The following is a 23,980-nucleotide window of genomic DNA, read 5'->3' as shown; positions in this document are numbered from 1 at the left end:
GGGAGTTCTCCTGGGTATGCGACGAGTCCCGCCAGGGGACGAAGTTGCCTACTCTAGGGCGCCACGGGCCATTGGATAACCCGCATAAAGCGCATGTACCTATGCATTGGATTGATAAATGAGCTGCCCTTATTCCAGGCGCAACGCGGCGATCAATAGCGCCATGGCGCCGGAAGGCTGCCGGCGGCTCGGGTAATACAGGTGCAAGCCCGGCCAGATCGGGCTCCAGTCGCGCAGCAGGTGGACCAGGTGCCCGGTGCGCAGGTAGGGCTCGGCCATTTCTTCGGGGACGTAGGCCACGCCCAGTCCGGCGACGGCGGCGTTCAGGCAGTCGTGGCCATTGTTGAATATCAGTTGGCCATCGACGCGGATCTCCACTTCGCGGCCGTCTTTTTCGAACTCCCAGGACCACAGGTTGCCGTGGGTGGGCAGGCGGATATTGATGCAGTTGTGCCGCAGCAGGTCTTCCGGCCGTTCGGGCGCGGGATGCCGGGCCAGGTAGCTTTGGGTGGCCACCGCGGCGAACCGCGCGTCGGGCCCGATACGCACGGCGATCATGTCCTGGGCCAGGGATTCGCCCAGGCGCACGCCGGCGTCGAAACGCTCGGCGACGATATCGACGAGGCCGTTGTCGGTGAACACTTCGACCTTGATCCCGGGGTACTGGGGCAGGAAGCGCCTGAGCTTGCCCATCAGCACGCTCTGCACCGCGTGGTCAGAGGCGGTGATGCGGATCGTCCCGGTGGGGCTGTCGCGCAGGTCGTTGAGCGCCTCGACTTCGGCGTCGATCTGCTCCATTTGCGGCGCCACGGTCTGCAACAGCTGTTCGCCGGCCTCGGTCGGGGTCACCGCGCGGGAATTGCGTGACAGCAGCCGCACCCCCAGGCGTTCCTCCAGCGCGCGCACCGCCTGGCTCACCGCGGTCTGCGACATGCCCAGGCGCGCCGCGGCCTTGGTGAAGCTGCGCGCACGCGCTACCGCGAAGAAGATGCCCAGGCCGGCAAAGGCGTCGCGCAGGTCTTTATGTTCCATGGGCAGGCCCCTCGAATAAACGCCGCTATGACAAGGCTTGGCAACCTACCTGCTCGCGGCGGGCGTGAAAAGACTTTGTCTCTCGCCGGCCTCGAGGTGCCGCGCTCAAGGTGCCGATGCCGGCGCGCACGAGCGTTCGCTCGACCCGCCGGAGCACAGCGCTCCATGCAAGAACATCTGTTCCAGCGAACGTGCCGAATCGGCGTTGGCGGCGCGCCCGCGCTGCTCGGCGTCGACCATGCCGTAGACCAGGGTGAGGAACAGCTCGGTGAAGATCGCCGCGGTAATGTCGATGCGAAAGACGTTGTCTTTCTGGCCACGCAGGAAAAACCCGTCCAGCGCATCGAGATAAGACTGCCAGCGAGCGTCGCCCCGTTCGACATCGAGAAAGTCGGGGCGGTATTGGGCCATCAGGAACGCCAGCAGTTCGCGGTGGCAAAGGTGTTCCTTGATCAATCGGCGCAGCGCGTCCAAGGGCTCTGCGTGCTGCAACTGGCAGTTCTCGATGATCCGGTTGAGCGTGCCCTCGGCGTAGGCCTCCAGCCGTTGCCCCAGGTTTTCCCGCGTGCCGCAGTAACGATGCAGCGTCGCCTTGCTGACCCCCGCCAATTGCGCCAGCTCTTTCATGGTGGCGCGCGGCCGACTGACGACGGCCACGGTCAGCGTCTTGAGCAGGAGTTCGTCATGGGGCGTCGGGGTCGCCAGGTCTTGAGGTGATTTTTCGGATGGATACATGGTGCAGACCCATTCTCCAGGTGTCTGAAAGTTACCAAATATTACTCATATGAGTCATTGTTGACTCATTAGGATTTAAAAAGTAGCATTCGGCCCGTTTTCAATCAAGCCTTGGGTGATTTATGGGCAATTTGCGTGCAATAGGGATGGCAGGCTCGTTGGCGGCAGCCATGGCGCTGGCCGGGTGCGGTCCGGCGAATGAACCAGAAAGCGTGGCTGAAATGGCGCGCCCGGTAGAAGTGGTGGCGGCGGTGACCGAGACGCTGGCCTTGACCTCGGAGTTGCCGGGCCGGGTCGAACCGATGCGGGTAGCCGAAGTGCGCGCTCGGGTGGCGGGCATCGTCATGCGCAAACGATTCGAGGAGGGCGCCGACGTCAAGGCTGGCGACCTGCTGTTCCAGATCGATCCGGCGCCGCTCAAGGCCGCCGTATCGCGGGCCGAAGGCGAGTTGGCGCGGGCCCAGTCGGTGGTGTACGAGGCCCAGACACGGGTCAAGCGCTACGAGCCGCTGGTGAAGATCGAGGCGGTCAGCCAGCAGGATTTCGACACGGCCACTGCCGACCTGCGCAGCGCCCAGGCGACCACCCGTTCGGCCCAGGCCGACCTGGAAAACGCCCGGCTGAACCTCGGGTATGCCTCGGTCACGGCGCCGATTTCCGGACGCGTCGGCCGGGCGCTGGTCACCGAAGGCGCGCTGGTCGGCCAGGGCGACGCCACGCTGATGGCGCGGATTCAGCAGCTGGATCCGGTGTATGTCGATTTCACCCAGTCGGCGGCCGATGCGCTGCGCCTGCGTGAGGCGCTCAAGGACGGCACGCTGTCCGCCGGTGACAACCAGGCGTTGTCGATTCGCGTCGAAGGCACGTCCTACGAACGCCAGGGGGCGCTGCTGTTTACCGATGTCGCCGTGGACCGTGGCACCGGCCAGGTGTCCCTGCGCGGCACGTTCGCCAATACCGACGGTGTCCTGCTGCCGGGCATGTATGTGCGAGTACGCGCCCCCCAGGGCACCGATAAGCAGGCGATTCTCGTGCCGCAGCGCGCGGTGCAGCGCGGCAGCGACGGCAGTGCGCTGGTGCTGGTGGTCGGCGCCGACGAGCGGGTCGAAGCCCGCGCGGTGCGTACCGGGGCCATGCAGGGCTCGCGCTGGCAGATCAGCGAAGGCTTGAAGTCGGGCGACCAGGTGATTGTCGGTGGCCTTGCCGGCCTGCAACCCGGCGCCAAGGTCGCGCCCAGCCAGCCACAGGCCCAGGCGCGCTTGCCTGAGTCGAAACAGTAGGCCGAGTTCGCCGCGAGGATTTTCCGATGTCTGAATTTTTCATCAAGCGCCCGAATTTTGCCTGGGTGGTGGCGTTGTTCATCACCCTGGCCGGGCTGCTGGTCATCTCCAAACTGCCGGTGGCGCAGTACCCCAGCGTCGCGCCGCCGCAGATCACCATCAATGCCACCTATCCCGGCGCCTCGGCGAAGGTGCTGGTGGACTCGGTGACCACGGTGCTCGAGGAGTCGCTCAACGGGGCCAAGGGCCTGCTGTATTTCGAGTCGACGAACAACTCCAACGGCGTCGCCGAGATCGTGGTCACCTTCGAGCCTGGGACCGACCCGGACCTGGCCCAGGTGGACGTGCAGAACCGCCTGAAGAAGGCCGAGGCGCGCATGCCGCAGGCGGTGCTGACCCAGGGGCTGCAGGTCGAACAGTCCAGCGCCGGTTTCTTGCTGATCTACGCGCTCAGCTACAAGGAAGGCGTGGAACGCAGCGATACCACGGCGCTGGGCGACTACGCCGCGCGCAATATCAACAACGAGCTGCGGCGTGTGCCGGGCGTCGGCAAGTTGCAGTTCTTCTCCTCCGAAGCGGCCATGCGGGTCTGGATCGATCCGCAGAAGCTGGTGGGCTACGGCCTGTCGATCGACGACGTGAGCAACGCCATTCGCGGGCAGAACGTGCAGGTTCCCGCGGGCGCCTTCGGCAGCACCCCGGGCAGCAGCCAGCAGGAGCTGACCGCGACGCTGGCGGTAAAAGGCACCCTGGACAATCCGGATGAGTTCGGCCAGGTCGTCTTGCGCGCCAACGAAGACGGTTCCATGGTCAAGCTCGCCGATGTGGCGCGCCTGGAAGTGGGCAAGGAAAGCTACAACCTGTCCTCGCGCTTGAACGGCAAGCCGACCGTGGGCGGCGCGATCCAACTGTCGCCCGGCGCCAACGCCATCCAGACCGCGACCCTGGTGAAGCAACGCCTGGCCGAGCTGTCGGCGTTCTTCCCCGCGGACATGGAATACGCCGTCCCTTACGACACCTCGCGTTTCGTCGACGTGGCGATCGAGAAGGTGATCTACACCCTGATCGAAGCGATGGTCCTGGTGTTCCTGGTGATGTTCCTGTTCCTGCAGAACGTGCGCTATACGCTGATTCCGTCCATCGTGGTGCCGGTGTGCCTGCTCGGTACGCTGATGGTGATGTACCTGCTGGGCTTCTCGGTGAACATGATGACCATGTTCGGCATGGTGCTGGCCATCGGCATCCTGGTGGACGACGCCATCGTGGTCGTAGAGAACGTCGAGCGGATCATGGCCGAGGAGGGGATCTCCCCGGCCGAGGCCACGGTCAAGGCCATGAAGCAGGTCTCCGGCGCCATTATCGGCATCACCCTGGTGCTGTCGGCGGTGTTCCTGCCGCTGGCGTTCATGGCCGGCTCGGTGGGGGTGATCTACCAGCAGTTCTCGATCTCCCTGGCGGTGTCGATCCTGTTCTCCGGCTTCCTCGCCCTGACCTTCACCCCGGCGCTGTGCGCCACGCTGCTCAAGCCGATTCCCCAGGGGCACCACGAGAAGCGCGGCTTCTTCGGCGCCTTCAACCGCGGCTTCGCCCGCGTCACCGAACGCTACTCGCTGTTCAACACCCAGCTGGTGGCGCGCACCGGGCGCTTCATGCTGGTCTATGCCGGCATCATCGCGGTGCTCGGCTATACCTACCTGCGCCTGCCGGAAGCCTTCGTGCCTTCGGAAGACCTGGGCTATATGGTCGTCGACGTGCAACTGCCGCCCGGCGCGGCGCGCACCCGTACCGACGCTACCGGCGAAGAGTTGGAACGCTTCCTCAAGTCCCGCGACGCGGTGGCCTCGGTGTTCCTGGTCTCGGGGTTCAGCTTCTCCGGCCAGGGCGACAACGCCGCGCTGGCTTTCCCGACCTTCAAGGACTGGTCGCAACGAGGCGCGGAGCAGTCGGCCGCGGCGGAAATCAACGCCGTGAACGAACATTTCGCGGTACCCGGCGACGGCGCGATCATGGCCGTGTCGCCACCGCCGATCGACGGCCTGGGCAACTCCGGCGGTTTCGCCTTGCGCCTGATGGACCGTGGCGGCCTTGGCCGCGAGGCGCTGCTGCAGGCCCGGGATACGTTGCTCGGGCAAGTCGCCAGCAACCCCACGTTCCTCTACGCGATGATGGAAGGCCTGGCCGAGGCGCCGCAGTTGCGCCTGGTGATCGACCGCGAGAAGGCACGCACCCTGGGTGTGAGTTTCGAAACCATCAGCGGCACGCTGTCCTCGGCGTTCGGTTCGGACGTGATCAACGACTTCACTAACGCCGGCCGCCAGCAACGGGTGGTGATCCAGGCCGAACAGGGCGAGCGCATGACCCCGGAAAGCGTGCTCAAGCTGTACGTGCCCAACGCCAGGGGCGACCTGGTGCCGCTCAGCGCCTTCGTGACCATGACGTGGGAGGAGGGACCGGTCCAGCTGGTGCGCTACAACGGTTATCCGTCGATCCGCATCGTCGGCGACGCCGCCCCGGGTTTCAGTACCGGCGAAGCCATGGCGGAACTGGAGCGCCTGGCCGGGCAACTGCCGTCCGGCATCGGCTACGAGTGGACCGGCTTGTCCTATCAGGAGAAGGTGTCCGCCGGCCAGGCGACCAGCCTGTTCGCCCTGGCCATCCTGGTGGTGTTCCTGCTGCTGGTGGCGCTCTACGAGAGTTGGTCGATCCCGCTGTCGGTCATGCTGATCGTGCCGATTGGCGCCGTCGGCGCCGTGCTCGCGGTCATGCTCGTGGGCATGCCGAACGACGTGTATTTCAAGGTCGGCCTGATCACCATCATCGGTCTGTCGGCGAAGAACGCGATCCTTATCGTCGAGTTCGCCAAGGAGCTCTGGGAGAAGGGCTACAGCCTGCGCGACGCCGCCATCGAGGCCGCGCGCCTGCGCTTCCGGCCGATCATCATGACGTCGATGGCGTTCATTCTCGGCGTGGTGCCGCTGGCCCTGGCCACCGGCGCCGGCGCGGCGAGCCAGCGCGCCATCGGCACCGGGGTGATCGGCGGGATGCTCAGCGCCACCTTCCTCGGCGTGGTGTTCGTGCCTATCTGCTTCGTCTGGCTGCTGTCGCTGGTGCGCAGCAAGCCGGCGCCCGTCGAACAACCGAGCCTGGCCCAGGAGTGACGCCATGCGTATCCCCGCTTTTTCCACGCTGCTGATCGCCATGGCCCTGGGCGGCTGCTCCCTGGCCCCCACCTATGAACGCCCCGTGGCGCCGGTGGCCGACCGTTGGAGCCAACCGGCCGCCGAGCGTCCGGGGACAGCCATCGACGAGTTGGTCTGGCAGACCTTCATCGTCGATCCCGACCTGCGCCGCCTGGTCACCACGGCGCTGGACAACAACCGCTCGCTGCGCCAGACGCTCCTGGACATCGAGCAGGCCCGCGCGCAGTACCGCATTCAGCGCGCCGACCGGGTGCCGGGGCTGAATGCCAGTGCCTCGGGCAATCGCCAGGGAATGCCGTCGGACCTGTCCAATAATGGCCGCTCGGGGGTCGCCAGCAGCTATCAGGTCGGCCTGTCGCTGCCGGAGTACGAACTCGACCTGTTCGGCCGGGTGAAGAGCCTCAGCGACGCGGCGTTGCAGGAGTACCTGGCCACCGAAGAAGCCGCCCGCGCGGCGCAGATCGCCCTGGTCGCCGAGGTCAGCCAGGCCTACCTGGTTCATGACGGCGCCCAGCGCCGCCTGGACCTGACCCAACAAACCCTGGCTAGCCGCGAGTACTCCTTCGTCCTGATCAGCCAACGCCGCTCGGCGGGGACCGCCACCGCGCTGGATTATCAGGAAGCGCTGGGGCTGGTGGAGCAGTCCCGCGCGGAAGAAGAAAGCAACCAGCGGCAGAAACAGCAGGCCTTCAACGCGCTGGTGCTGCTGCTCGGCACAGCGGACGCGGCCAAGTCGATACCCCAGGGGCTGCGCCAGGCGCCGATGCTGGTCCAGGACATCGCCCCCGGCAGCCCTTCGACGCTGATCGAGCGGCGTCCGGACATCCGCGCCGCCGAACATCGCCTGCAGGCACGCAACGCTGACATCGGCGCGGCGCGCGCGGCGTTCTTCCCGCGCATCAGCCTGACCGGCAGCTTCGGCACCTCCAGCGCGCAGATGTCCGGCCTGTTCGACGGCGGTTCGCGTTCCTGGAGCTTTGTGCCGAACCTGTCCCTGCCGTTGTTCGACGCCGGGCGCAACAGTGCCGGGCTGAGCCTGGCCGAAGCGCGCAAGGACTCTGCGGTGGCGGCGTACGAGGGCACCGTCCAGACGGCGTTTCGCGAGGTGGCGGACGCCCTGGCGGCCACCGACACCCTGCGCCGGGAGGAGACGGCGCGGCGCGCCCTGGCCGACACCAGCAGCGAGTCGCTGAAGCTGGCCAAGGCCCGCTACGAAGGCGGCGTGGACAGTCACTTGCGTTACCTCGACGCCCAGCGCACGCGCTTCGTCAACGAGACGCTGTTTATCGAAGCCAGCACTCAACGGCAGATTGCCCTGGTCGACCTGTTCCGCTCCCTAGGCGGGGGCTGGCCGTCCCAGGCGCAAGCCAGCCGATAAGCGACTGCATGGCCTCCTTGGTTGGCGCATCCAACTGAGCCTTAGCCCCGCGGACCTTCAGGTCGCGGGGCTTTTTTTGCTGCGCGAAGTTGCGCGCGGTTGCGCAGGCGGGGGAGGCTACTTGGGGCTCACAACCCCGGCCGCGCCATGCAGGAACATCTGTTCCAGCACATGGGCGGAATTGGCGCTGGCCGCGCGTCCGCGGCGCTCGGCATCGACTATGCCGAAAATCAGGGTCAGGAACAGCTCGCTGAAGACCGCGGCGGTGATATCGATGCGAAAGACGCCCAATTGCTGGCCGCGCAAAAAGAACGCATCCAGGGCATCCACGTAGTACTGCAAGCCGGTGTCTTCGCCATTGAGGCCGAGGGTGTCGGGGCGATACTGGAACAGCAGGAAGACCAGCATCTCGCGTTGCGCCAGATGCTCGTCGATCAGGCCGCGCAGCGCCTCCAGAGGTTCGCGCTGTTGCAGGTCGGAGATCGCGATGATCCGGTTGAGCACGGCATTGCCGTGGTCTTCCATGATCTGCTGCAGGTTGTCGCGTGTGCCGCAGAAGCGGTGCAGGGTGGCTTTGCTCACGCCGGCGGCTTCGGCCAATTCCTTGAGCGTCGCCCGTGGGCGATCGACGATGGCCAGGGCCAACGCCTTGATGAGTCGTTCGTCTTGAGGAGTCAGGGACATCAGTGGGTCTCGGATCGCATTGCAATGGCCGGTATTGTGCCGGAAAAGCTCATTGCTTCAACAAAAACGCCAAATACGAGCCAGAAACTTCATCTGAGACAGTATTTACTCAGAGCTGGGGCAGGGGAGGCATCCGCTGCCGTCGTTGCCGCAAGAGGGGGGCTAAAACGCGCAAACCAGGGTTGCCCCTGGTTTGCCTTGGTTACCCGGCGCGGCGGGAGGCCGCGAAAAACGCCGAGGCTTACCCCGCCGGCTCCACCAACGCTGCCTGCACCAACGGGTGCAGGGCGGCGCCGTGCTGTTCCACCTGCCAGGCCATCAGCTCGATACGCATGGCCGGGGTCCAGAAGCTTTTCAGGTGCTGGCGCACGCCGTTCACTGCGGCTTCCCGGTTCGGCTCGGTGGCGAAGTACTGGGCAATCTGGTTGGCCATCTTGATCAGGTTCTCGGTGCTCATCGGCGTACCTCGGCTTTTTCGCTGCGGCGACGGTCCTTGAGCAGGCGCCGCTGTTCTTCGCTGAACGCCTGATAGCGTTTCTGCCATTCGGAGGGCTGGTAGACCCGCGAGACTTCCACCGCCGTGACCTTGTATTCCGGGCAGTTGGTGGCCCAGTCGGAGTTGTCGGTGGTGATCACGTTGGCCCCCGATTCGGGGAAGTGGAAAGTGGTGTAGACCACCCCCGGCGCCACCCGCTCGCTGACCCTGGCGCGCAGCACCGTTTGCCCGGCGCGGCTGCCGACGCCGACCCAGTCGCCTTCGTTGATGCCCCGGCTTTCGGCGTCGGTGGGGTGGATTTCCAGGCGATCTTCCTCGTGCCAGGCAACGTTGTCGGTGCGTCGGGTCTGCGCGCCGACGTTGTACTGGCTGAGGATACGGCCGGTGGTCAGCAGCAGCGGATAGCGACTGTTGACCTTCTCTTCGGTCGGCACGTAGCCGGTGAGCATGAAGCGCCCCTTGCCGCGCACGAACTGGTCGATGTGCATGGTCGGTGTGCCGTCCGGCGCCGCGTCGTTGCACGGCCATTGCAGGCTGCCATGCCGATCCAGCGCGGCGTAGCTAACGTTGTGGAAGGTCGGGGTCAGCCGGGCGATCTCGTCCATGATTTCCGACGGATGCCGGTAGTTCATCGGGTAACCCAGGGCGTTGGCCAGGGCCACGGTGCCTTCCCAGTCGGCCTTGCCGCCCAGCGGCTCCATCACCTTGCGCACCCGCGAGATGCGCCGTTCGGCGTTGGTGAAGGTGCCGTCCTTCTCGAGGAAGGAACTACCCGGCAGGAACACGTGGGCGAACTTGGCGGTTTCGTTGAGGAAAATGTCCTGCACCACCACGCACTCCATGGCCGACAGGGCCGCGGTGACGTGCTGGGTGTTGGGGTCGCTCTGGGCGATGTCCTCGCCCTGGCAGTACAGCGCCTTGAAGGTGCCGCCCAGGGCGGCCTCGAACATGTTGGGGATGCGCAGGCCGGGGTCGGGCTGCAGGGTCACGCCCCAGGCCTCCTCGAACTCATGGCGCACCGCTTCGTTGGACAGGTGGCGATAGCCGGGCAGCTCATGGGGGAAGGAGCCCATGTCGCAGGAGCCCTGCACGTTGTTCTGCCCGCGCAACGGGTTGACCCCGACACCTTCGCGGCCAATGTTGGCGGTGGCCATGGCGAGGTTGGCGATGCCCATCACCGCGGTGCTGCCCTGGCTGTGCTCGGTCACGCCGAGGCCGTAGTAGATCGCCGCGTTGCCGCCGGTGGCGTACAGCCGTGCGGCGGCGCGGATCTGTTCGGCCGGCACGCCGCAGACCGGGCCCAGCGCCTCGGGAGCGTTTTCCGCGAGGCCGACAAAGTCGCGCCAGCGGGCGAAGTCCGCCGCTTCGCAGCGCGCGTCGACGAAGTCCTGCTGGACCAGGCCTTCAGTGACGATCACGTGGGCGAGGGCATTGAGCATGGCCACGTTGGTGCCCGGGCGCAGCGCCAGGTGCAGCTCGGCGCGGGCGTGGGGCGAGTCCACCAGGTCGATGCGCCGCGGGTCGATGACGATCAGCCGCGCGCCTTCGCGCAGGCGGCGCTTGAGCTGCGAGCCGAACACCGGGTGCGCGTCGGTGGGGTTGGCGCCGATCACCAGCACCACGTCGGCCTGCATCACCGAGTCGAAGCTCTGGGTGCCGGCCGACTCGCCCAGGGTCTGCTTGAGGCCGTAGCCGGTCGGCGAATGGCAGACCCGGGCGCAGGTGTCGACGTTGTTGTTGCCGAAGCCGGCGCGCACCAGTTTCTGTACCAGGTACGTCTCTTCGTTGGTGCAGCGGCTGGAGGTGATGCCGCCGATGGAGTCGCGCCCGTACTTCAGCTGGATGCGCCGCAGTTCGCTGGCGGCGTAGGCGACGGCTTCGTCCCAGCTGACTTCCTGCCACGGATCGTCGATGTGCTTGCGGATCATCGGCTTGGTGATGCGGTCCGGGTGCGAGGCATAGCCCCAGGCGAAGCGGCCCTTGACGCAGGAGTGGCCGTGGTTGGCCTGGCCGTTCTTGTCCGGGACCATACGCACCAGCTGGTCGCCTTTCATCTCGGCGCGGAACGAGCAGCCCACGCCGCAGTAGGCGCACGTGGTGACGACGCTGCGCTCCGGCTGGCCCAGCTCGACCACGCTTTTCTCCATCAGCGTGGCGGTCGGGCAGGCCTGCACGCAGGCGCCGCAGGAGACGCATTCGGAGTCGAGGAAGTTGTCGCCGCCGGCCGCCGCGACCCGCGACTCGAAGCCGCGGCCGCTGATGGTCAGGGCGAAGGTGCCCTGGGTTTCCTCGCAGGCGCGTACGCAGCGGTTGCAGACGATGCACTTGCTCGGGTCGTAGTCGAAGTAGGGGTTGGAGACGTCTTTGTGTTCGTCCAGGTGGTTGGCGCCGTCATAGCCGTAGCGTACTTCGCGCAGGCCGACCTGGCCGGCCACGGTCTGCAACTCGCAATTGCCGTTGGCCGAGCAGGTCAGGCAATCCAGCGGGTGGTCGGAGATGTACAGCTCCATGACGTTGCGCCGCAGGGTGGCGAGCTTGGCGGTCTGGGTATGCACCACCATGCCCTCGGTCACCGGCGTGGTGCAGGAGGCCGGGTAGCCGCGCATGCCGTCGATTTCCACCAGGCACATGCGGCAGGAGCCGAAGGCTTCGAGGCTGTCGGTGGCGCAGAGTTTGGGAATGGTGGTGCCGAGCAGGGCGGCGGCGCGCATCACCGAGGTGCCGCTGGGCACGCTGACGGCGCGGCCGTCGATGGTCAGGCTGACTTGTACGTCGCTGGTGCGCGCCGGGGTACCAAAGTCATAGGTGCCCGGGTCGATATCGCTGGCGGGATCGAAGAGCTTGATCATTGTTCGGCCTCCAGGGTGTTCAGACCGAAGTCTGCTGGGAAATGCTTGAGGGCGCTGGCCACCGGGTAGGAGGTCATGCCGCCCAGGGCGCAGAGCGAACCGTATTGCAGGGTGTCGCACAGGTCCTTGAGGATAATCGCCTGCTGGTTGCGCGCGCTGTCGTCAGAGGCCGCCAGCAGGCGGTCCACCACCTCGACGCCTCGGGTCGAGCCGATGCGGCAGGGCGTGCACTTGCCGCAGGATTCCTCGGCGCAGAACTGCAAGGCGAAACGCGCCATGTGCGCCATGTCCAGGCTGTCGTCGGCCAGCACTACGCCGCCGTGGCCGAGCATCGCGCCGATGGCGGCGAAGGCCTCGTAGTCCAGCGGCGTATCGAACTGCGACGGCGGTACCCAGGCGCCCAGCGGCCCGCCCACCTGGGCGGCTTTCAACGGGCGGCCGCTGGCGGTGCCGCCGCCGTAGCCTTCCACCAGCTCGCGCAGGGTCAGGCCGAAGGCCCGTTCCACCAGGCCGCCGTGGCGGATATTGCCGGCCAGTTGGAACGGCATGGTGCCCAGCGAACGGCCCATGCCGAAGTCACGATAGAACGGTGCGCCACGGGCCAGGATGATCGGCACCGAGGTCAGGGTGAGCACGTTGTGCACCAGGGTCGGCTGGCCGAACAGCCCTTGCAGCGCCGGCAGCGGCGGCTTGGCGCGGACCACGCCGCGCTTGCCTTCGAGAGAGTCCAGCAGCGCGGTTTCCTCGCCGCAGATATAGGCGCCGGCGCCGACGCGTACCTCCAGGTCGAAGGCGCGGCCGCTACCGCCGACATCGTTGCCGAGATAGCCGGCGTCGCGGGCGATCTCTAGCGCGGCGCGCAGGGTCTGGATGGCTTGCGGGTATTCCGAGCGCACATAGATGTAGCCCTGGTTCGCGCCCACCGCGAGGCCGGCGATGGCCATGCCTTCGATGAGCAGGAAAGGGTCGCCTTCCATCTGCATGCGGTCGGCGAAGGTGCCGGAGTCGCCTTCGTCGGCGTTGCACACCACATATTTCTGCGCGGCCTGGGCCTCGCGCACGGTGCGCCACTTGATGCCGGCGGGGAAGGCCGCGCCACCGCGGCCGCGCAGGCCGGAATCGAGCACGGCGGCGACGATCTGTTCGCCGCTTGCGGCGATCGCCCGCGCCAGGCCCTCGAAACCGCCATGGGCCCGGTAGTCCTCCAGGGACAGCGGCCGGGTAATGCCGGCGCGCGCGAAGAGCAAGCGCTGCTGGCTCTTGAGATAGGGGATTTCCTCGACCGCTCCCAGGGCCAGCGGATGGGCGCTGGCGTCGCCGGGGAGGGCGTCCAGCAGGGCGGGCACGTCTTCGACCGTCAGCGGGCCGAAACCCAGCCGACCGGCGCCGGTGTCCAGCTCCAGCAAGGGCTCCAGCCAGTACAGGCCGCGGGAACTGGTGCGTCGCAGCTCCAGCGGCAGGTTGCGCCGCTCGGCTTCGCGCACCAGCGCATCGGCAACCGCGTCGGCACCGACGGCGCGGGCCACTGAATCGCAGGGAAGGCACAGCTTCAGCATGATCCGTCCTCCAGGCAGCCATCGACCAACGCCCGCACGCGCTCGGGGGTCAGCCGCGCATGCAACTGGCCATCGAGTTCCAGGGCCGGTGAGCAGGCGCAGGCCCCCAGGCAATAGACCGGCCGCAGGCTGATCCGGCCATCGGCGCTGGTGCCGTGGTCGTCCAGTTCCAGCTGCTCGCGCAACTGCGCGGCCAGGCCCTCGGCGCCCATGCTCTGGCAGGACTCGGCACGGCACAGGCGCAGGGTATGGCGCGCCGGCGGCGTGGTGTGGAAGTCGTGGTAGAAGCTGACCACCCCGCGGACCTCGGCCAGGCTGAGGTTGAGGGCATGGGCTATTTCGGGGAGGGCGACCTCGGGGACATAGCCGAGGCTTTCTTGAACGGCGTGGAGGATCGGCAACAGGGCACCCGGGGTGTCCTTCTCGCGTTCCAGCACACGGTGAATCAGCGGCAGGTGAAGCGTCTCATCAGGCATACAGCGTACCTCAGCATCTCGGACGAGACTGCCGCCTGGCGGCAGCTGTCCGGAGTCTCTGGCTGCAGCGTACCGACCACGTCACGGAAGCGTGGCCCGGCTCGCCATCCTTGCATGCCGGCCAGATGTCTTGTGCGCCTGGTCCGGGGGCATCCTCGAATCTTGCCACTCCCGGTGTCCAGAAATTGCACACAAGCGACGCTTCGTATCCTGAAACCGACCTGTGGAGCGAGGTATTTGCAACCTGTTGAGAGCGGCTTTGGAGGGCAGATTGTCCCTCTTCGTGTTCAAGAGGGAGGGCGTCGGGCGGACACTGAAGCGAGCCTGAGAAGATTCAGGTCGATCTTGCTGGGCTGATGCCAAGGGGCTTCAGTGGCGGAGGAGGGATGTTGTATCGAAACAACGAAGAGCTTCAAACCAAGACGTCTTCAAGGACATGGCAGGCCGCCCTTCATGAGCAGTGCCTGCCATGCCTCGATATTTCAACTTACCACTGGCCGCTGGCGAGACAGCCGACGATTTCCCAACCGCTGTACTCCCACCAGGAATACCGCTCATCGGAGCAACTTCTGGCCAGGCTGGCCAACTGGGTTTCGCCTGCTGTTTGAGGTTTCCCGAAAGGAGCGTCAGCAGAAGCTGCCACCTGACGGGTGGTCTCGGGAGCCTTGATGACCGTCGGATGCACAGAAGCGTTCGCGACTGTTGCAGTGAAAACAAACGTTGCAGAGATGGCCAGGGCAATGATGGACGTTTTCATGTTCGAATCCTTTCAGCTATTTGGCATTCAGCCTGACCTGCCTTTGTCGATAATCCGCAGCGTTGACGATGTTGCAGAACATCCTCACAGGCCAGACAGATCGGGCACTCTCGTGGCGTGGCGCGAGAAAAGCGTATCACCGCGTTGCCTGGCTGACAGTCGCACAACGGCACTATTGACAAGCCAGTAAAAATCCGAAAATGCGCAGGCTGTTCGGCATGACTCGCGTTATGCCTTAAGATGGCCGGTTGCCGAAAGAACCGTCATGGCGATCGCCATGAAGGGCTTTCATCCTTTAGAAATAAATGTGGTGAAGATGAACAAGCCTTTCATTTCGCTGTGCCCTGAAATTACTCGGGCACACGCGCTGACGTTGATGGGTTGGTTGGAAGATGAGCGCGTCACTTGCTATCTGAGCGATTCGCGTCATGTCTCCCGCTCCATCGAGCAAGTCATCGATCGGACTCAATTACCGATCCTGACGCATCTATTCAACCGGGACGGCCGATTCTTCATGGCCTATGACCGGCATGACGCCCCGGTGGGCTTTGTCCGTCTCGTCAAGACCGGCTCGAATTGCGAAATAGTCCTGGTCATCGGAGACAGCGACAAATGGGGCCAGAACCTTGGCGCTCGTACGATCCGCGAAGGGATGAAACTGGCATTCCTCGACATGCGGGCCGAGACGCTCATCGCGAAGATCCACCCGGACAACACCCGCTCGCTGAAAGCCTTTTTGCGCAGCGGCTTTCTGCTTGAGAGCGAAACGCCGACATTGAAGTCATTTTCCATGACGGCGGGGCGCTATCTTCAGTTCTTGCGCGAAGGTGCCGTTGGCGACTCCACGGGGATCTACATTACTGAAATCGACAAGGCCAGGCTCGAGAGCCTGATCCTATTCGAGCAAGGCCCGGCCGTTGTCGAACTCGAACATGAGCTTGAGCGCGCCATTGTCGTCAAGCCGCAGCAGGTGGCGCGCAATGTCGTCACGATGAACTCCAGGGCCTTGCTGCAATTGGACGACGAAGAGATCGAAGTGGCCTTGGTCTACCCAGACGACGCAGACAGCAGCGCCGGGAAACATTCCGTGTGTTCCGACATCGGCGCCGCCATCCTGGGCTATCAGGAGGGAGACGCCATCGACTGGCGAATTTCTGATCGGACCCGTCGGATTGAGATCAGGAAGGTGCTGTATCAGCCGGAGGCCGCGGGCGATTTCCACCTGTAATTGCGCCTTTGGCTCAGTGTTCGTCCATCAAGCGCGGAGATCCCCAAAGGACGGGGGCCGCGCTTTTTAAGTAAAGCGCTATGGCTGAGTTCAAACGCGAGGCCGCAGGCCTCGTGCTCGATCAAGGCCAGAGTGTCTTTTTGGGTCAAGCCATCAGCGCTTAAGGTAATGAGTGCTTTGAGCTGCTTGCTGGAAAAGGAATTATGACGGGGGCGTGCTAAGTCTGAATGTCAAAGTAGTGTTGCTGAGTTTTTATGCACCACCCAAGTATTTCTGAAGATTTAGTGTGTTTTCTGATGATGCCTGGCTTGTAGGATAAATCCTACGAATTCTCAGGATTTATCTTTGCCGATGTGCGAATGTATCTGTTTTTTTTGATTGATTGGCATGTGTTTAAATATAAGAGATTACGGGGCCTGCGGTGTATTTTGTAATTGTGGTTTTATATTGCATGCTTGGAATTTCTAACGTGGTGAGTATTTGTAGATGAATAAATATCTATTTAGTTTGGTTGTGAGCACTGGTTGTCTTGCTGCCCTGTTGCTTTCAAATTTTGCATCGGCTGAAACTTGTACGGCCCTAGGCAAGTTTCCGACCGTTAATCTCGGGCCGCTTGCTCTTTCCATGAATACACCTACCGGTTTGATAGGGACTCCACTGACAGTAAGCGTAAGTGCTAAGTGTCCTTTAAGAACTGATAAATACAGTTGGTATATCCATACTTTGGGGGTGGACAATGCTAATGTTTCATCAGTTATTGATGGTGGCTGGATATTCAAAACCAATGTAAAAGGTGTCGGTATACGAGTAAAGCCGTTAGCTGGCGGTGGTTTGTCTCTAGCGAAACAGGATACTGGGATAAATTTTTTCAAGGTCCCATGGCAAGAAAGCACTGTAACGGTTAGCTTTGAGGTTGCATATTATAGATTGCCGTCAGGGGCTATAGGTTCAGGTGTTATTGCACCAATGGCCTTGTTCAATGATCTAGCGTTGTGGGGGAATGGTGCAACTAATTCGACTCCGTTCTCGTCTGGCCCTGTTCCTCTTTCTATTGCATCTGCGTCTGTGATTCTGGACACTTGTAAGGTGCAAAATAAAGATATGCTGGTGACTCTCCCGTCAATTGATGTGTCTAGCATAAAAAATAACAAAGTTCAGCCTGTGTCATTTGGAATTGGATTGAATTGTACTCCGGGCATGAGCGTAAGTATTACCCTGACCGATGCGGCCATGCCTACTAACACTTCCAGTGTTCTTTCTCTCGCGCCAGGCTCAACAGCATCCGGTGTGGGGTTGACAGTTTTTAACTCTAGTGGCGCCGTAAAGTTTGGGCCGGACTCAGTCAGTCCTAGCAATATCAATCAATGGCTTATTGGTCAATCAAGTGGACTTTCAAGGATTCCGTTGACAGTCCAATATGTCAGCACAGGTGTGCCTAAGCCAGGTTTAATTAATGGGCTGATGTCATTCACGCTAAGTTACAAATGAGTTGCTATTTTTACTGCGTGCTCAGTAGGCATCTATAGGTGATTTTTGAAGCTTGAAGCCGTAATGTAGACGGATATAGCGTCTAGTTTCGTAGGCGCCTTCAAGCCTCAAAGTAAAGTTCATTAAGAGGTGCCATGAGCAACCAGTATATCCCGAAGAATTCAAAATTCAGGCGGTCAAGCAAGTGACCTTAAAGCAGCTTCCTGTCTCGGAGGTCGCTGCATACCAAGTGCCAGGAGTAGCGTGTCCAAGAGGACGATCAGAGTACTGAGCTTCGCTGTCTACGTGCTGAGCTTAAGCGGGTGACGGAGGAACGAGACATCTTACAAACGTCTTTTGCCTGACGCTGAAGGTTCATCCCAACGGCTACTGCGCGTCAGCCTGGGCGAGGGCATCCTCATAGGCGAATAAGGTACGCCGCGCGTCCAGTTCTATCAGATACGATGCTTGTGCCGCCTTATAGCGAATGCCGGCGAGTGAAGCTGCCTGCGCACCGTGCTCGGCGGACACGGCGAGATGGCATCTGACATAGCACATCGTTTAACATAATATACATTATGCGAAATACTATATGCGGACGTGGGGGGAGTTGGTGGTTAGATTTGAAGCCTGGCAAAGCCTTCATGCCTTCATCCTCGCAACCACGCTGTTTGGTGTCAGTTACAGCGGCGTGCTTGAATGCCGTCCCTAGAAACAACGTCGTTGCACTTATCATTTCATGACGACGCCAATTGGAGCCACGCAGACTCCCGAGTTAATCGCCTGAACGAGCGCTAGACGATTCATCACCGCGCATGTGAGAAAAGCACTGTCATCTGCCGGCGTTTTCGCGGACGTGAAAATGAACTTCGGACTTTCTCTTCAATCGATTGCTGTCTGCGTCATTTCCGCAAGGATCAGTTCCAGGTGCGGTGCGAGTTCAAAGACGTTTGTGTCAAAGCGTCGAATTGCCCCATGTTCATAGGTATAGCGAGTCCCAACAAAGAGCTTTGAGCAATCATCGAGGCGTTGCTCCAACTGAAAACCAGGTGAAAGACGTTCTGATATTTGGCGTATTACCTCCGCGTGCTCAGAAGGAATCTCTTTATAAAGATTGCCGTTGTAGGCATGCTGTTCGATAAGCCGTGCTGCCTTTAAGAAAACACGCGCTTCCGATACGACCTGATGACTTGGTAGACGTAAAGGATTCATGGCTTCCCTGCCCCGGGTCTGAGGAAAAATAGCTACAGGTCACGAATTACGTGGCTTGTTACCGACTACACATGCCATCAGAGAATAGTTGACCTACCTAAGATATGCGCTGTTCCGCTTTGAGCACTCTATACATTCTGCCTGGATCAACACGGCACTTGGTTTACGGCATAATCGCCAGCTTTGTGCTGCACCGGCCTGCGCACAAACCACAATGGAATGGACAAATGATAAGAACATTTGAGCAGCGCGATATGGAAAGCATTCTGGATATCTGGCTGAGCGCCTCCATCCAGGCCCATGATTTTATTGACGCTTCTTACTGGCAATCCCATGTAGAGGCTATGCGTGACGTTTACATCCCGGCATCCGAGACCTATGTGCTTGAAGATCAATCCCGGCTTATGGGGTTTTGTTGTTTGGTGGGCGACCAAATAGCGGCGCTGTTTGTCGATCCTGGCCATCAAGGCAAGGGCCTGGGCAAGCAGTTGCTCGAGCACGCAAAAAAACGGCGAGATGAGCTGACACTTGCGGTTTACAAGGAGAACGCGCCCAGCCTCGCCTTTTATCGGTCACAAGGCTTTGTGGTGGTCAAGGAGCAGGTTGACGAGCAAACGGACCGTGGCGAATACCTGATGGCGTGGATAAAACGCTAGGCAATTTAGGAAAAGAACCGGTTCGCCGGGCGCGGCAGCCCGAGGTTTTCGCGCAAGGTAGCGCCCTCGTATTCGCGGCGGAAAATTCCCCGCACCTGCAATTCGGGAACGACCTTGGCGACGAAGTCGTCGAGGCCGCCCGGCAGCCAGGAAAACATGATGTTGAAACCGTCGCTGCCGCGCGTCTCCAGCCATTGCTGCATCTCATCGGCGATGCTGCTGGCGGTGCCGACGAACGACAATCCGGCGTATCCGCCGAGGCGCTGGGCCAGTTGGCGGACCGTCAACTGTTCGCGATCGGCCAGGGCCAGCACGCGCTCGCGGGCGCTCTGGCTGGCGTTGGTTTCGGGAATCGGTGGCAGGAACGCGTCCGGGTCGAACCGGGTCGCGTCGATCCCCAGGGCGATGGACAGCGAGGCGATCGCGCTCTCGTAGTGCACCAGGCTGTCGAGGTGCGCGCGAATCCGCCGGGCTTCCTCCAGCGTGTCGCCCACCACCACAAAGGCTCCGGGAAGGATCTTCAGGTGTTCCGGGTCGCGGCCGACGGCGACCATGCGCCGCTTGATGTCGGCATAAAACCCCCGGCCCTCCTCCAGCGTGCCCGGGGCGACAAAGATCACCTCCGCCGTTTCCGCGGCCAACTGGCGCCCGGGCTCCGACGCGCCGGCCTGCACGATCACCGGCCAACCCTGCACCGGGCGGGCGATGTGCAGCGGACCGCGCACGTTCAGGTAGCGGCCGGCATGGTCGAGGCGATGCAGCTTGTCCGGGTCGAAATACACCCCGCTGTCGGCATCGCGCACGAAGGCGTCGTCCGCCCAGCTGTCCCAGAGCCCGGTGACCACGTCAAAGAACTCCCGCGCCCGGGCATAACGCTCGTCATGGTCGAAGGCCTGCTCCAGGCCGAAGTTCAGCGCAGCATCGGGGTTGGCGGTGGTGACGATGTTCCAGCCGGCGCGACCGTTGCTCAAATGATCGAGGGAGGCGAAACGCCGGGCGATATGGAACGGCTCGTCGTAGGTGGTCGAGGCCGTCGCCACCAGGCCGAGGTGTTCGGTCGCCTGGCTGAGGGCGGACAACAGGGTGAAGGGCTCGAACGAAGTGGCGGTATGGCTGCGCTTCAAGGCGTCGATGGGCATGTTGAGCAAGGCCAGGTGATCGGCCATGAAAAACGCATCGAAGCGCGCCCGCTCCAGGGTCTGGGCGAAACGCTTGAGGTGGGCGAAGTTGAAGTTGGCGTCGCGATAGGCGCCCGGGTAGCGCCAGGCGCCGGTGTGGATACTGACCGGACGCATGAAGGCGCCCAGCTTGAGTTGGCGTTGAGCGCTCATGAAATCTCCTGGTGGAAAAGCGCCCTGGGGCGCAATCAGCCGCAGCATCGACCAGGAGAACGTGGCCCGTCCAATAATCAAACGTGCTGGCTTATGCCTTGCGACGCGAGCGGCCCTACTGCGCGCCTCGCTCGATGATCGGGTGCTTCTGTATGTCGGCGGTGACATGAAATGAGCATGGTGAAATAAGCACGAAACATTTCCAGCGCTGCTTTAATGTACTTTCAGTGCATTTTTAGAACGGATGCTGCCAGTGACAGAACTCAACAATTTCAACGTCCTGCAAGCCAGCATCGCCGAGGCGGTTCTCGGCCAGGATCAGGTGATCCGGCAGATTCTGCTCAGCCTCTTGGCCAACGGCCACTTGCTTCTGGAAAGCCTGCCCGGCCTGGCCAAGACCCGTACGGTCAAGGCGTTGGCGAAGCACCTGGATGCGAAGATGAGCCGTCTCCAGTTCACTCCCGACTTGCTGCCCTCGGACATCACGGGCGCCGAGGTGCTGCACCAGGTCGACGGCCGGAACGAGATCCGCTTCCAACCCGGCCCACTGTTCGGCAACCTGATTCTGGCGGACGAGATCAACCGGGCGCCGGCCAAAGTGCAAGCGGCGTTGCTCGAAGCCATGGAAGAACGGCAGATCACGGTGGCGGGCAACAGCCATGCGCTGCCGGAACTGTTTATCGTGGTGGCGACGCAGAATCCGATCGAACAGGAAGGCACCTACCCGCTGCCGGAAGCGCAGATGGATCGTTTTCTGATGAAGGTCCTGCTCGATTATCCGAGCGTGGAACACGAGAGCCGGGTGCTGCAGCTGTTGCGCGCAGAAGAATTCGCCTTGGGCGCCAAGACGGCCCCGATGCAGAGAGCAGCGCTGTCGCAGGAGGTGATTTTCGCCGCACGCCGGGAAGTCAGCACGGTGCACGTCTCCCCCGCCATCGACCGCTACCTCATCGACTTGATCAACGCCACGCGCCACCCGGCGGACTACGACGCCGACCTTGGACGCTGGATCGCCGTCGGCGCCAGCCCGCGTGGCGGCATCGGCCTGGACCGTTGCGCCCGGGCCGACGCCTGGTTGCAGGGGCAGGATTATGTCTCGCCGGACAACGTTCGCGCCGTGGTGCATCCGGTGCTGCGTCATCGCCTGCAATTGAGTTACGACGCGGTGGCCGACGGCGTTACTGCCGATCAGGTGCTGGACAGGCTGCTCGATAAAGTCGCGATTCCGGCATGAATACCGATGGGCGGGTCTATGTCTGCCTGGCGCAATTGATGGCGCTGGAGTTCAAGGCACGTGACCTGAGTTTTCTCGCGCGCCAGCCGCAAGGCAGCATCCTCGCCGGCAATCATGCTTCCCGCCTGCGCGGCCGTGGATTGAACTTCGATGAGCTGCGCCGCTATCAGCCGGGAGACGATTTGCGTCATCTGGACTGGCGCGCGTCGCTGCGCACCGGCAAACCGATAGTGCGCACCTTCACCGAGGAACGCGACCGTCCGGCGTTGATTCTGGTCGACCAGCGGATGTCGATGTTCTTCGGTTCGCAGCGCAGCTTCAAATCCGCCATTGCCGCCGAACTGGGGGCATTGGCGGCGTGGATGGTGTTCCACGCGGGCGACCGGGTCGGCGGCCTGGTGTTCAACGACCAGCGCATCGACAGCCTCGCCCCGTTGCGCAGCCGGAAACGGATCGAGGCGCTGTGCAGCCGCATCGTCCAGCAGAATCAGGCACTGCACGCGGCCCACCCGGACGCCGAAGGCGAAGACCAGCTCGACAAGGTCTTGCAGCATTGCCTGGCGGTGGCCGGGCACGATCATTTGATTTGCATCGTCAGCGACTTTGCCGGCGCGGGCCAACGCACCTTGCAACTGATGCGGCAACTGGCGACTCACAATGATGTGATTGCCATGCAGGTGTACGACCCGTTGGCGCTGAACGTGCCGCAGGACGGGCGTGTGCTGGTGACTCAAGGCCAGTTGCAGGTGGAACTGGCCGTCGAGCACCGCAGCGTCCATCTGCCCCTGGGGGATTTTCTCGGCGGGCGGCTCAAGGATGTCGCGACGCTGCTGCGCAGCAGCCAGGTGCCGCTGATGATGTTCAGCACCGCCACCGAGGCGCACCTGCAATTGCGTACCGAACTGGGCAAGCTCGGCGGGGCCCGGCGATGAACCCGAACGTCCCGAGCCTTGAACAACTCCAGGAGATCGGCCTGCCCGCGGCGATCAGTTATGCGCCGCAGACCTGGGGGTGGGCGGTGTTGCTCGGCCTGTTGGTCGTGACCGTGTCGCTGGTCAGCGCACGACGGTATTGGCAATGGCGACGCAATCGCTATCGGCGGGAGGCATTGGCGCGGCTCGCCGAGCTGAACGACCACGACGATCAGGTCGACGCCCTGCGCGAACTTCCGGAGTTGCTCAAGCGGGTAGCCCTGTCGATGCCCTCCTCCTCGCTCGCGCCAGGGAACGTCGGTGCGCTGGGGGGCGAGGATTGGCAGCGCTTTTTGGCAAGCCACAGCCCGCAGCCATTGCCCGCCGATTTCAGCCAGCGACTGGCGCAACTGGCTTATGCCCCGGAGACGACGCTGCGAGCCTTGCCCGACGATCAGCGCCAGCAGCTGTTCGACATCTGCAAACGCTGGGTGGAGTTGCACCATGTGGCAGTTTGATTACCCATGGCTGTTGCTCCTGTTGCCCCTGCCCTGGCTCGGTTACCGTTTCCTGCCCGATTATCGCGAAACCCGCAGTGCCCTGCGCGTGCCGTTTTTCGCCGCCATGAGCCGTGCGGTGGGCCAGGCGCCGAGCCAGGCCGGGACGCGCAGCAATCGCTGGCAGCTGTTGTTGAACCTGGCGATCTGGGGGCTGTTGCTGCTCGCCGCGGCCCGCCCGGTGTTGCTGGAGAAGCCCATCGAGCGGCAGAAGCCGGTGCGCGACCTGATGCTGGCCCTCGACCTTTCCCAATCAATGGAAACCCGCGACTTCACCGATGCCAACGGCCAGAAAATCAATCGTCTGGCGGCGGTCAAGGAGGTGGTGCAGGGGTTTATCGACAAACGCCAGGATGATCGCCTGGGGCTGATTGTCTTCGGCAGCGGCGCCTATCCGCAGGCGCCGCTGACGCTGGATCACAGCAGCCTGTCGCTGCTGCTGGACGATACCGGCATCGGTATGGCCGGCCCCAACACGGCGATTGGCGATGCCATCGGCCTGAGCCTGAAACTGTTCGAGCAGGCCCGCGAACAGGAAAAAGTATTGATCCTGTTGACTGACGGCAACGACACCAGCAGCGCGATCACCCCAGACCACGCCGCGGCGATGGCCGTCGCCAAGGGCGTGGTGATTCATACCATCGGCATCGGCGACCCTGGCGCCGAAGGCGAAGCCAGGGTCAACCTGCAAGGTTTGCAGCAAATCGCCCAGGCCACCGGCGGCCTGTTCTTCCGCGCCGAAGACCGCACGGCGCTGGATCAGGTGTACAACGCCCTCGACACGCTCACCCCGCATCAGGTGAAAACCCTCAGCCATCGGCCCAAGAAGGATTTGTTCTGCTGGCCGCTGGGCGCGGCGCTCGGTCTGCTGGCGCTCTACCATGGGGGCGCCCTGCTCCGCCCGTACCTGGCCCTCTCGCGTCGACGGCAGGAGGCTTGAG

The 23,980-nt window shown here is 62.9% G+C and carries 20 protein-coding genes and 1 pseudogene; 11 read left to right on the top strand and 10 right to left on the bottom strand.

Annotated elements, in window-relative coordinates; translation table 11 throughout:
* Positions 1–129: 129 nt before the first annotated feature.
* Together BTN82_RS14760 and BTN82_RS14755 are read right to left on the bottom strand one after the other, a co-directional pair.
* The gene (locus BTN82_RS14760; protein ID WP_075119848.1) at positions 130–1,032 is read right to left on the bottom strand and encodes a LysR family transcriptional regulator; all 903 of its coding nucleotides are present in this window, start codon (positions 1,030–1,032) and stop codon (positions 130–132) included.
* A gap of 105 nt (positions 1,033–1,137) precedes the next feature.
* Complete coding sequence (locus tag BTN82_RS14755) at positions 1,138–1,767, bottom strand: TetR/AcrR family transcriptional regulator (RefSeq protein ID WP_075119847.1); 630 nt, start codon at positions 1,765–1,767, stop codon at positions 1,138–1,140.
* A 122-nt stretch (positions 1,768–1,889) separates the two neighbouring features.
* Here BTN82_RS14755 and BTN82_RS14750 point away from each other — a divergent pair, with 122 nt between their 5' ends.
* Genes BTN82_RS14750 through BTN82_RS14740 form a run of 3 tightly spaced genes read left to right on the top strand, consistent with a single transcriptional unit; the run spans position 1,890 to position 7,625 of the window.
* Positions 1,890–3,047: a MexC family multidrug efflux RND transporter periplasmic adaptor subunit gene (locus BTN82_RS14750; protein WP_075119846.1), complete on the top strand. Its 1,158-nt coding sequence runs from the start codon at positions 1,890–1,892 to the stop codon at positions 3,045–3,047.
* Between the two features lie 26 nt (positions 3,048–3,073).
* Entirely contained in the window at positions 3,074–6,205 is a 3,132-nt protein-coding gene (locus BTN82_RS14745) for an efflux RND transporter permease subunit (protein WP_075119845.1), read from the top strand.
* Between the two features lie 4 nt (positions 6,206–6,209).
* Positions 6,210–7,625, top strand: coding sequence for an efflux transporter outer membrane subunit (locus BTN82_RS14740; protein WP_075119844.1), 1,416 nt, complete (start codon positions 6,210–6,212; stop codon positions 7,623–7,625).
* A gap of 117 nt (positions 7,626–7,742) precedes the next feature.
* Here the strand turns inward: BTN82_RS14740 and BTN82_RS14735 are convergent, their stop codons facing one another.
* The 6 genes from BTN82_RS14735 to BTN82_RS14710 form a co-directional block, all read right to left on the bottom strand.
* A complete protein-coding gene (locus BTN82_RS14735) occupies positions 7,743–8,309 on the bottom strand; it encodes a TetR/AcrR family transcriptional regulator (RefSeq protein ID WP_075119843.1) in 567 nt (188 codons plus the stop codon).
* A 241-nt stretch (positions 8,310–8,550) separates the two neighbouring features.
* Positions 8,551–8,766: a formate dehydrogenase subunit delta gene (locus BTN82_RS14730; protein WP_075119842.1), complete on the bottom strand. Its 216-nt coding sequence runs from the start codon at positions 8,764–8,766 to the stop codon at positions 8,551–8,553.
* On the bottom strand, positions 8,763–11,654 hold the full coding sequence (gene fdhF, locus BTN82_RS14725) for a formate dehydrogenase subunit alpha (RefSeq protein WP_075119841.1): 2,892 nt from the start codon (positions 11,652–11,654) through the stop codon (positions 8,763–8,765). Before fdhF ends, BTN82_RS14730 begins: the two co-directional genes overlap by 4 nt.
* Entirely contained in the window at positions 11,651–13,210 is a 1,560-nt protein-coding gene (locus BTN82_RS14720) for a formate dehydrogenase beta subunit (protein WP_075119840.1), read from the bottom strand. The genes fdhF and BTN82_RS14720 overlap by 4 nt, the downstream gene beginning before the upstream one ends.
* Positions 13,204–13,686 (bottom strand): formate dehydrogenase subunit gamma, encoded by a 483-nt coding sequence (locus BTN82_RS14715; protein ID WP_075119839.1) that lies wholly within the window; start codon positions 13,684–13,686, stop codon positions 13,204–13,206. The genes BTN82_RS14720 and BTN82_RS14715 overlap by 7 nt, the downstream gene beginning before the upstream one ends.
* A gap of 487 nt (positions 13,687–14,173) precedes the next feature.
* A complete protein-coding gene (locus BTN82_RS14710) occupies positions 14,174–14,443 on the bottom strand; it encodes a hypothetical protein (RefSeq protein WP_075119838.1) in 270 nt (89 codons plus the stop codon).
* A 265-nt stretch (positions 14,444–14,708) separates the two neighbouring features.
* Here BTN82_RS14710 and BTN82_RS14705 point away from each other — a divergent pair, with 265 nt between their 5' ends.
* From BTN82_RS14705 to BTN82_RS30725, 3 genes and pseudogenes are all read left to right on the top strand, one after another.
* On the top strand, positions 14,709–15,671 hold the full coding sequence (locus BTN82_RS14705; RefSeq protein WP_075119837.1) for a bifunctional GNAT family N-acetyltransferase/nucleoside diphosphate kinase regulator: 963 nt from the start codon (positions 14,709–14,711) through the stop codon (positions 15,669–15,671).
* 486 nt (positions 15,672–16,157) lie between these two features.
* Positions 16,158–17,159 (top strand): fimbrial protein, encoded by a 1,002-nt coding sequence (locus BTN82_RS30730; RefSeq protein WP_081375470.1) that lies wholly within the window; start codon positions 16,158–16,160, stop codon positions 17,157–17,159.
* A gap of 121 nt (positions 17,160–17,280) precedes the next feature.
* Positions 17,281–17,488: pseudogene (locus tag BTN82_RS30725) on the top strand (transposase); the annotation flags it as partial.
* A gap of 532 nt (positions 17,489–18,020) precedes the next feature.
* On the opposite strand, the gene BTN82_RS30720 reads toward BTN82_RS30725, so the two are convergent.
* Complete coding sequence (locus tag BTN82_RS30720) at positions 18,021–18,350, bottom strand: hypothetical protein (protein WP_081375469.1); 330 nt, start codon at positions 18,348–18,350, stop codon at positions 18,021–18,023.
* Between the two features lie 227 nt (positions 18,351–18,577).
* Between BTN82_RS30720 and BTN82_RS14695 the strand changes: the two genes are divergently transcribed.
* Positions 18,578–19,006, top strand: a complete 429-nt coding sequence (locus BTN82_RS14695; protein WP_075119835.1) for an N-acetyltransferase — start codon at positions 18,578–18,580, stop codon at positions 19,004–19,006.
* A 5-nt stretch (positions 19,007–19,011) separates the two neighbouring features.
* Here BTN82_RS14695 and BTN82_RS14690 read toward each other — a convergent pair whose 3' ends face one another.
* Complete coding sequence (locus BTN82_RS14690) at positions 19,012–20,337, bottom strand: LLM class flavin-dependent oxidoreductase (RefSeq protein WP_075119834.1); 1,326 nt, start codon at positions 20,335–20,337, stop codon at positions 19,012–19,014.
* A gap of 244 nt (positions 20,338–20,581) precedes the next feature.
* Between BTN82_RS14690 and BTN82_RS14685 the strand changes: the two genes are divergently transcribed.
* Genes BTN82_RS14685 through BTN82_RS14670 form a run of 4 tightly spaced genes read left to right on the top strand, consistent with a single transcriptional unit; the run spans position 20,582 to position 23,979 of the window.
* On the top strand, positions 20,582–21,571 hold the full coding sequence (locus BTN82_RS14685; protein ID WP_410002811.1) for an AAA family ATPase: 990 nt from the start codon (positions 20,582–20,584) through the stop codon (positions 21,569–21,571).
* Positions 21,568–22,503, top strand: coding sequence for a DUF58 domain-containing protein (locus BTN82_RS14680; protein ID WP_075119833.1), 936 nt, complete (start codon positions 21,568–21,570; stop codon positions 22,501–22,503). Before BTN82_RS14685 ends, BTN82_RS14680 begins: the two co-directional genes overlap by 4 nt.
* Complete coding sequence (locus BTN82_RS14675; protein WP_075119832.1) at positions 22,500–23,000, top strand: DUF4381 domain-containing protein; 501 nt, start codon at positions 22,500–22,502, stop codon at positions 22,998–23,000. Before BTN82_RS14680 ends, BTN82_RS14675 begins: the two co-directional genes overlap by 4 nt.
* Positions 22,987–23,979 (top strand): VWA domain-containing protein, encoded by a 993-nt coding sequence (locus BTN82_RS14670; protein WP_075119831.1) that lies wholly within the window; start codon positions 22,987–22,989, stop codon positions 23,977–23,979. Before BTN82_RS14675 ends, BTN82_RS14670 begins: the two co-directional genes overlap by 14 nt.
* Position 23,980 lies beyond the last annotated feature (1 nt).

The sequence above is a fragment of the Pseudomonas chlororaphis genome (assembly GCF_001921865.1).
Lineage (GTDB): Bacteria > Pseudomonadota > Gammaproteobacteria > Pseudomonadales > Pseudomonadaceae > Aquipseudomonas > Aquipseudomonas chlororaphis_D.
Note: the sequence above shows the minus strand (reverse complement) of the source record. Positions and strands in the feature narration are given on the sequence as shown.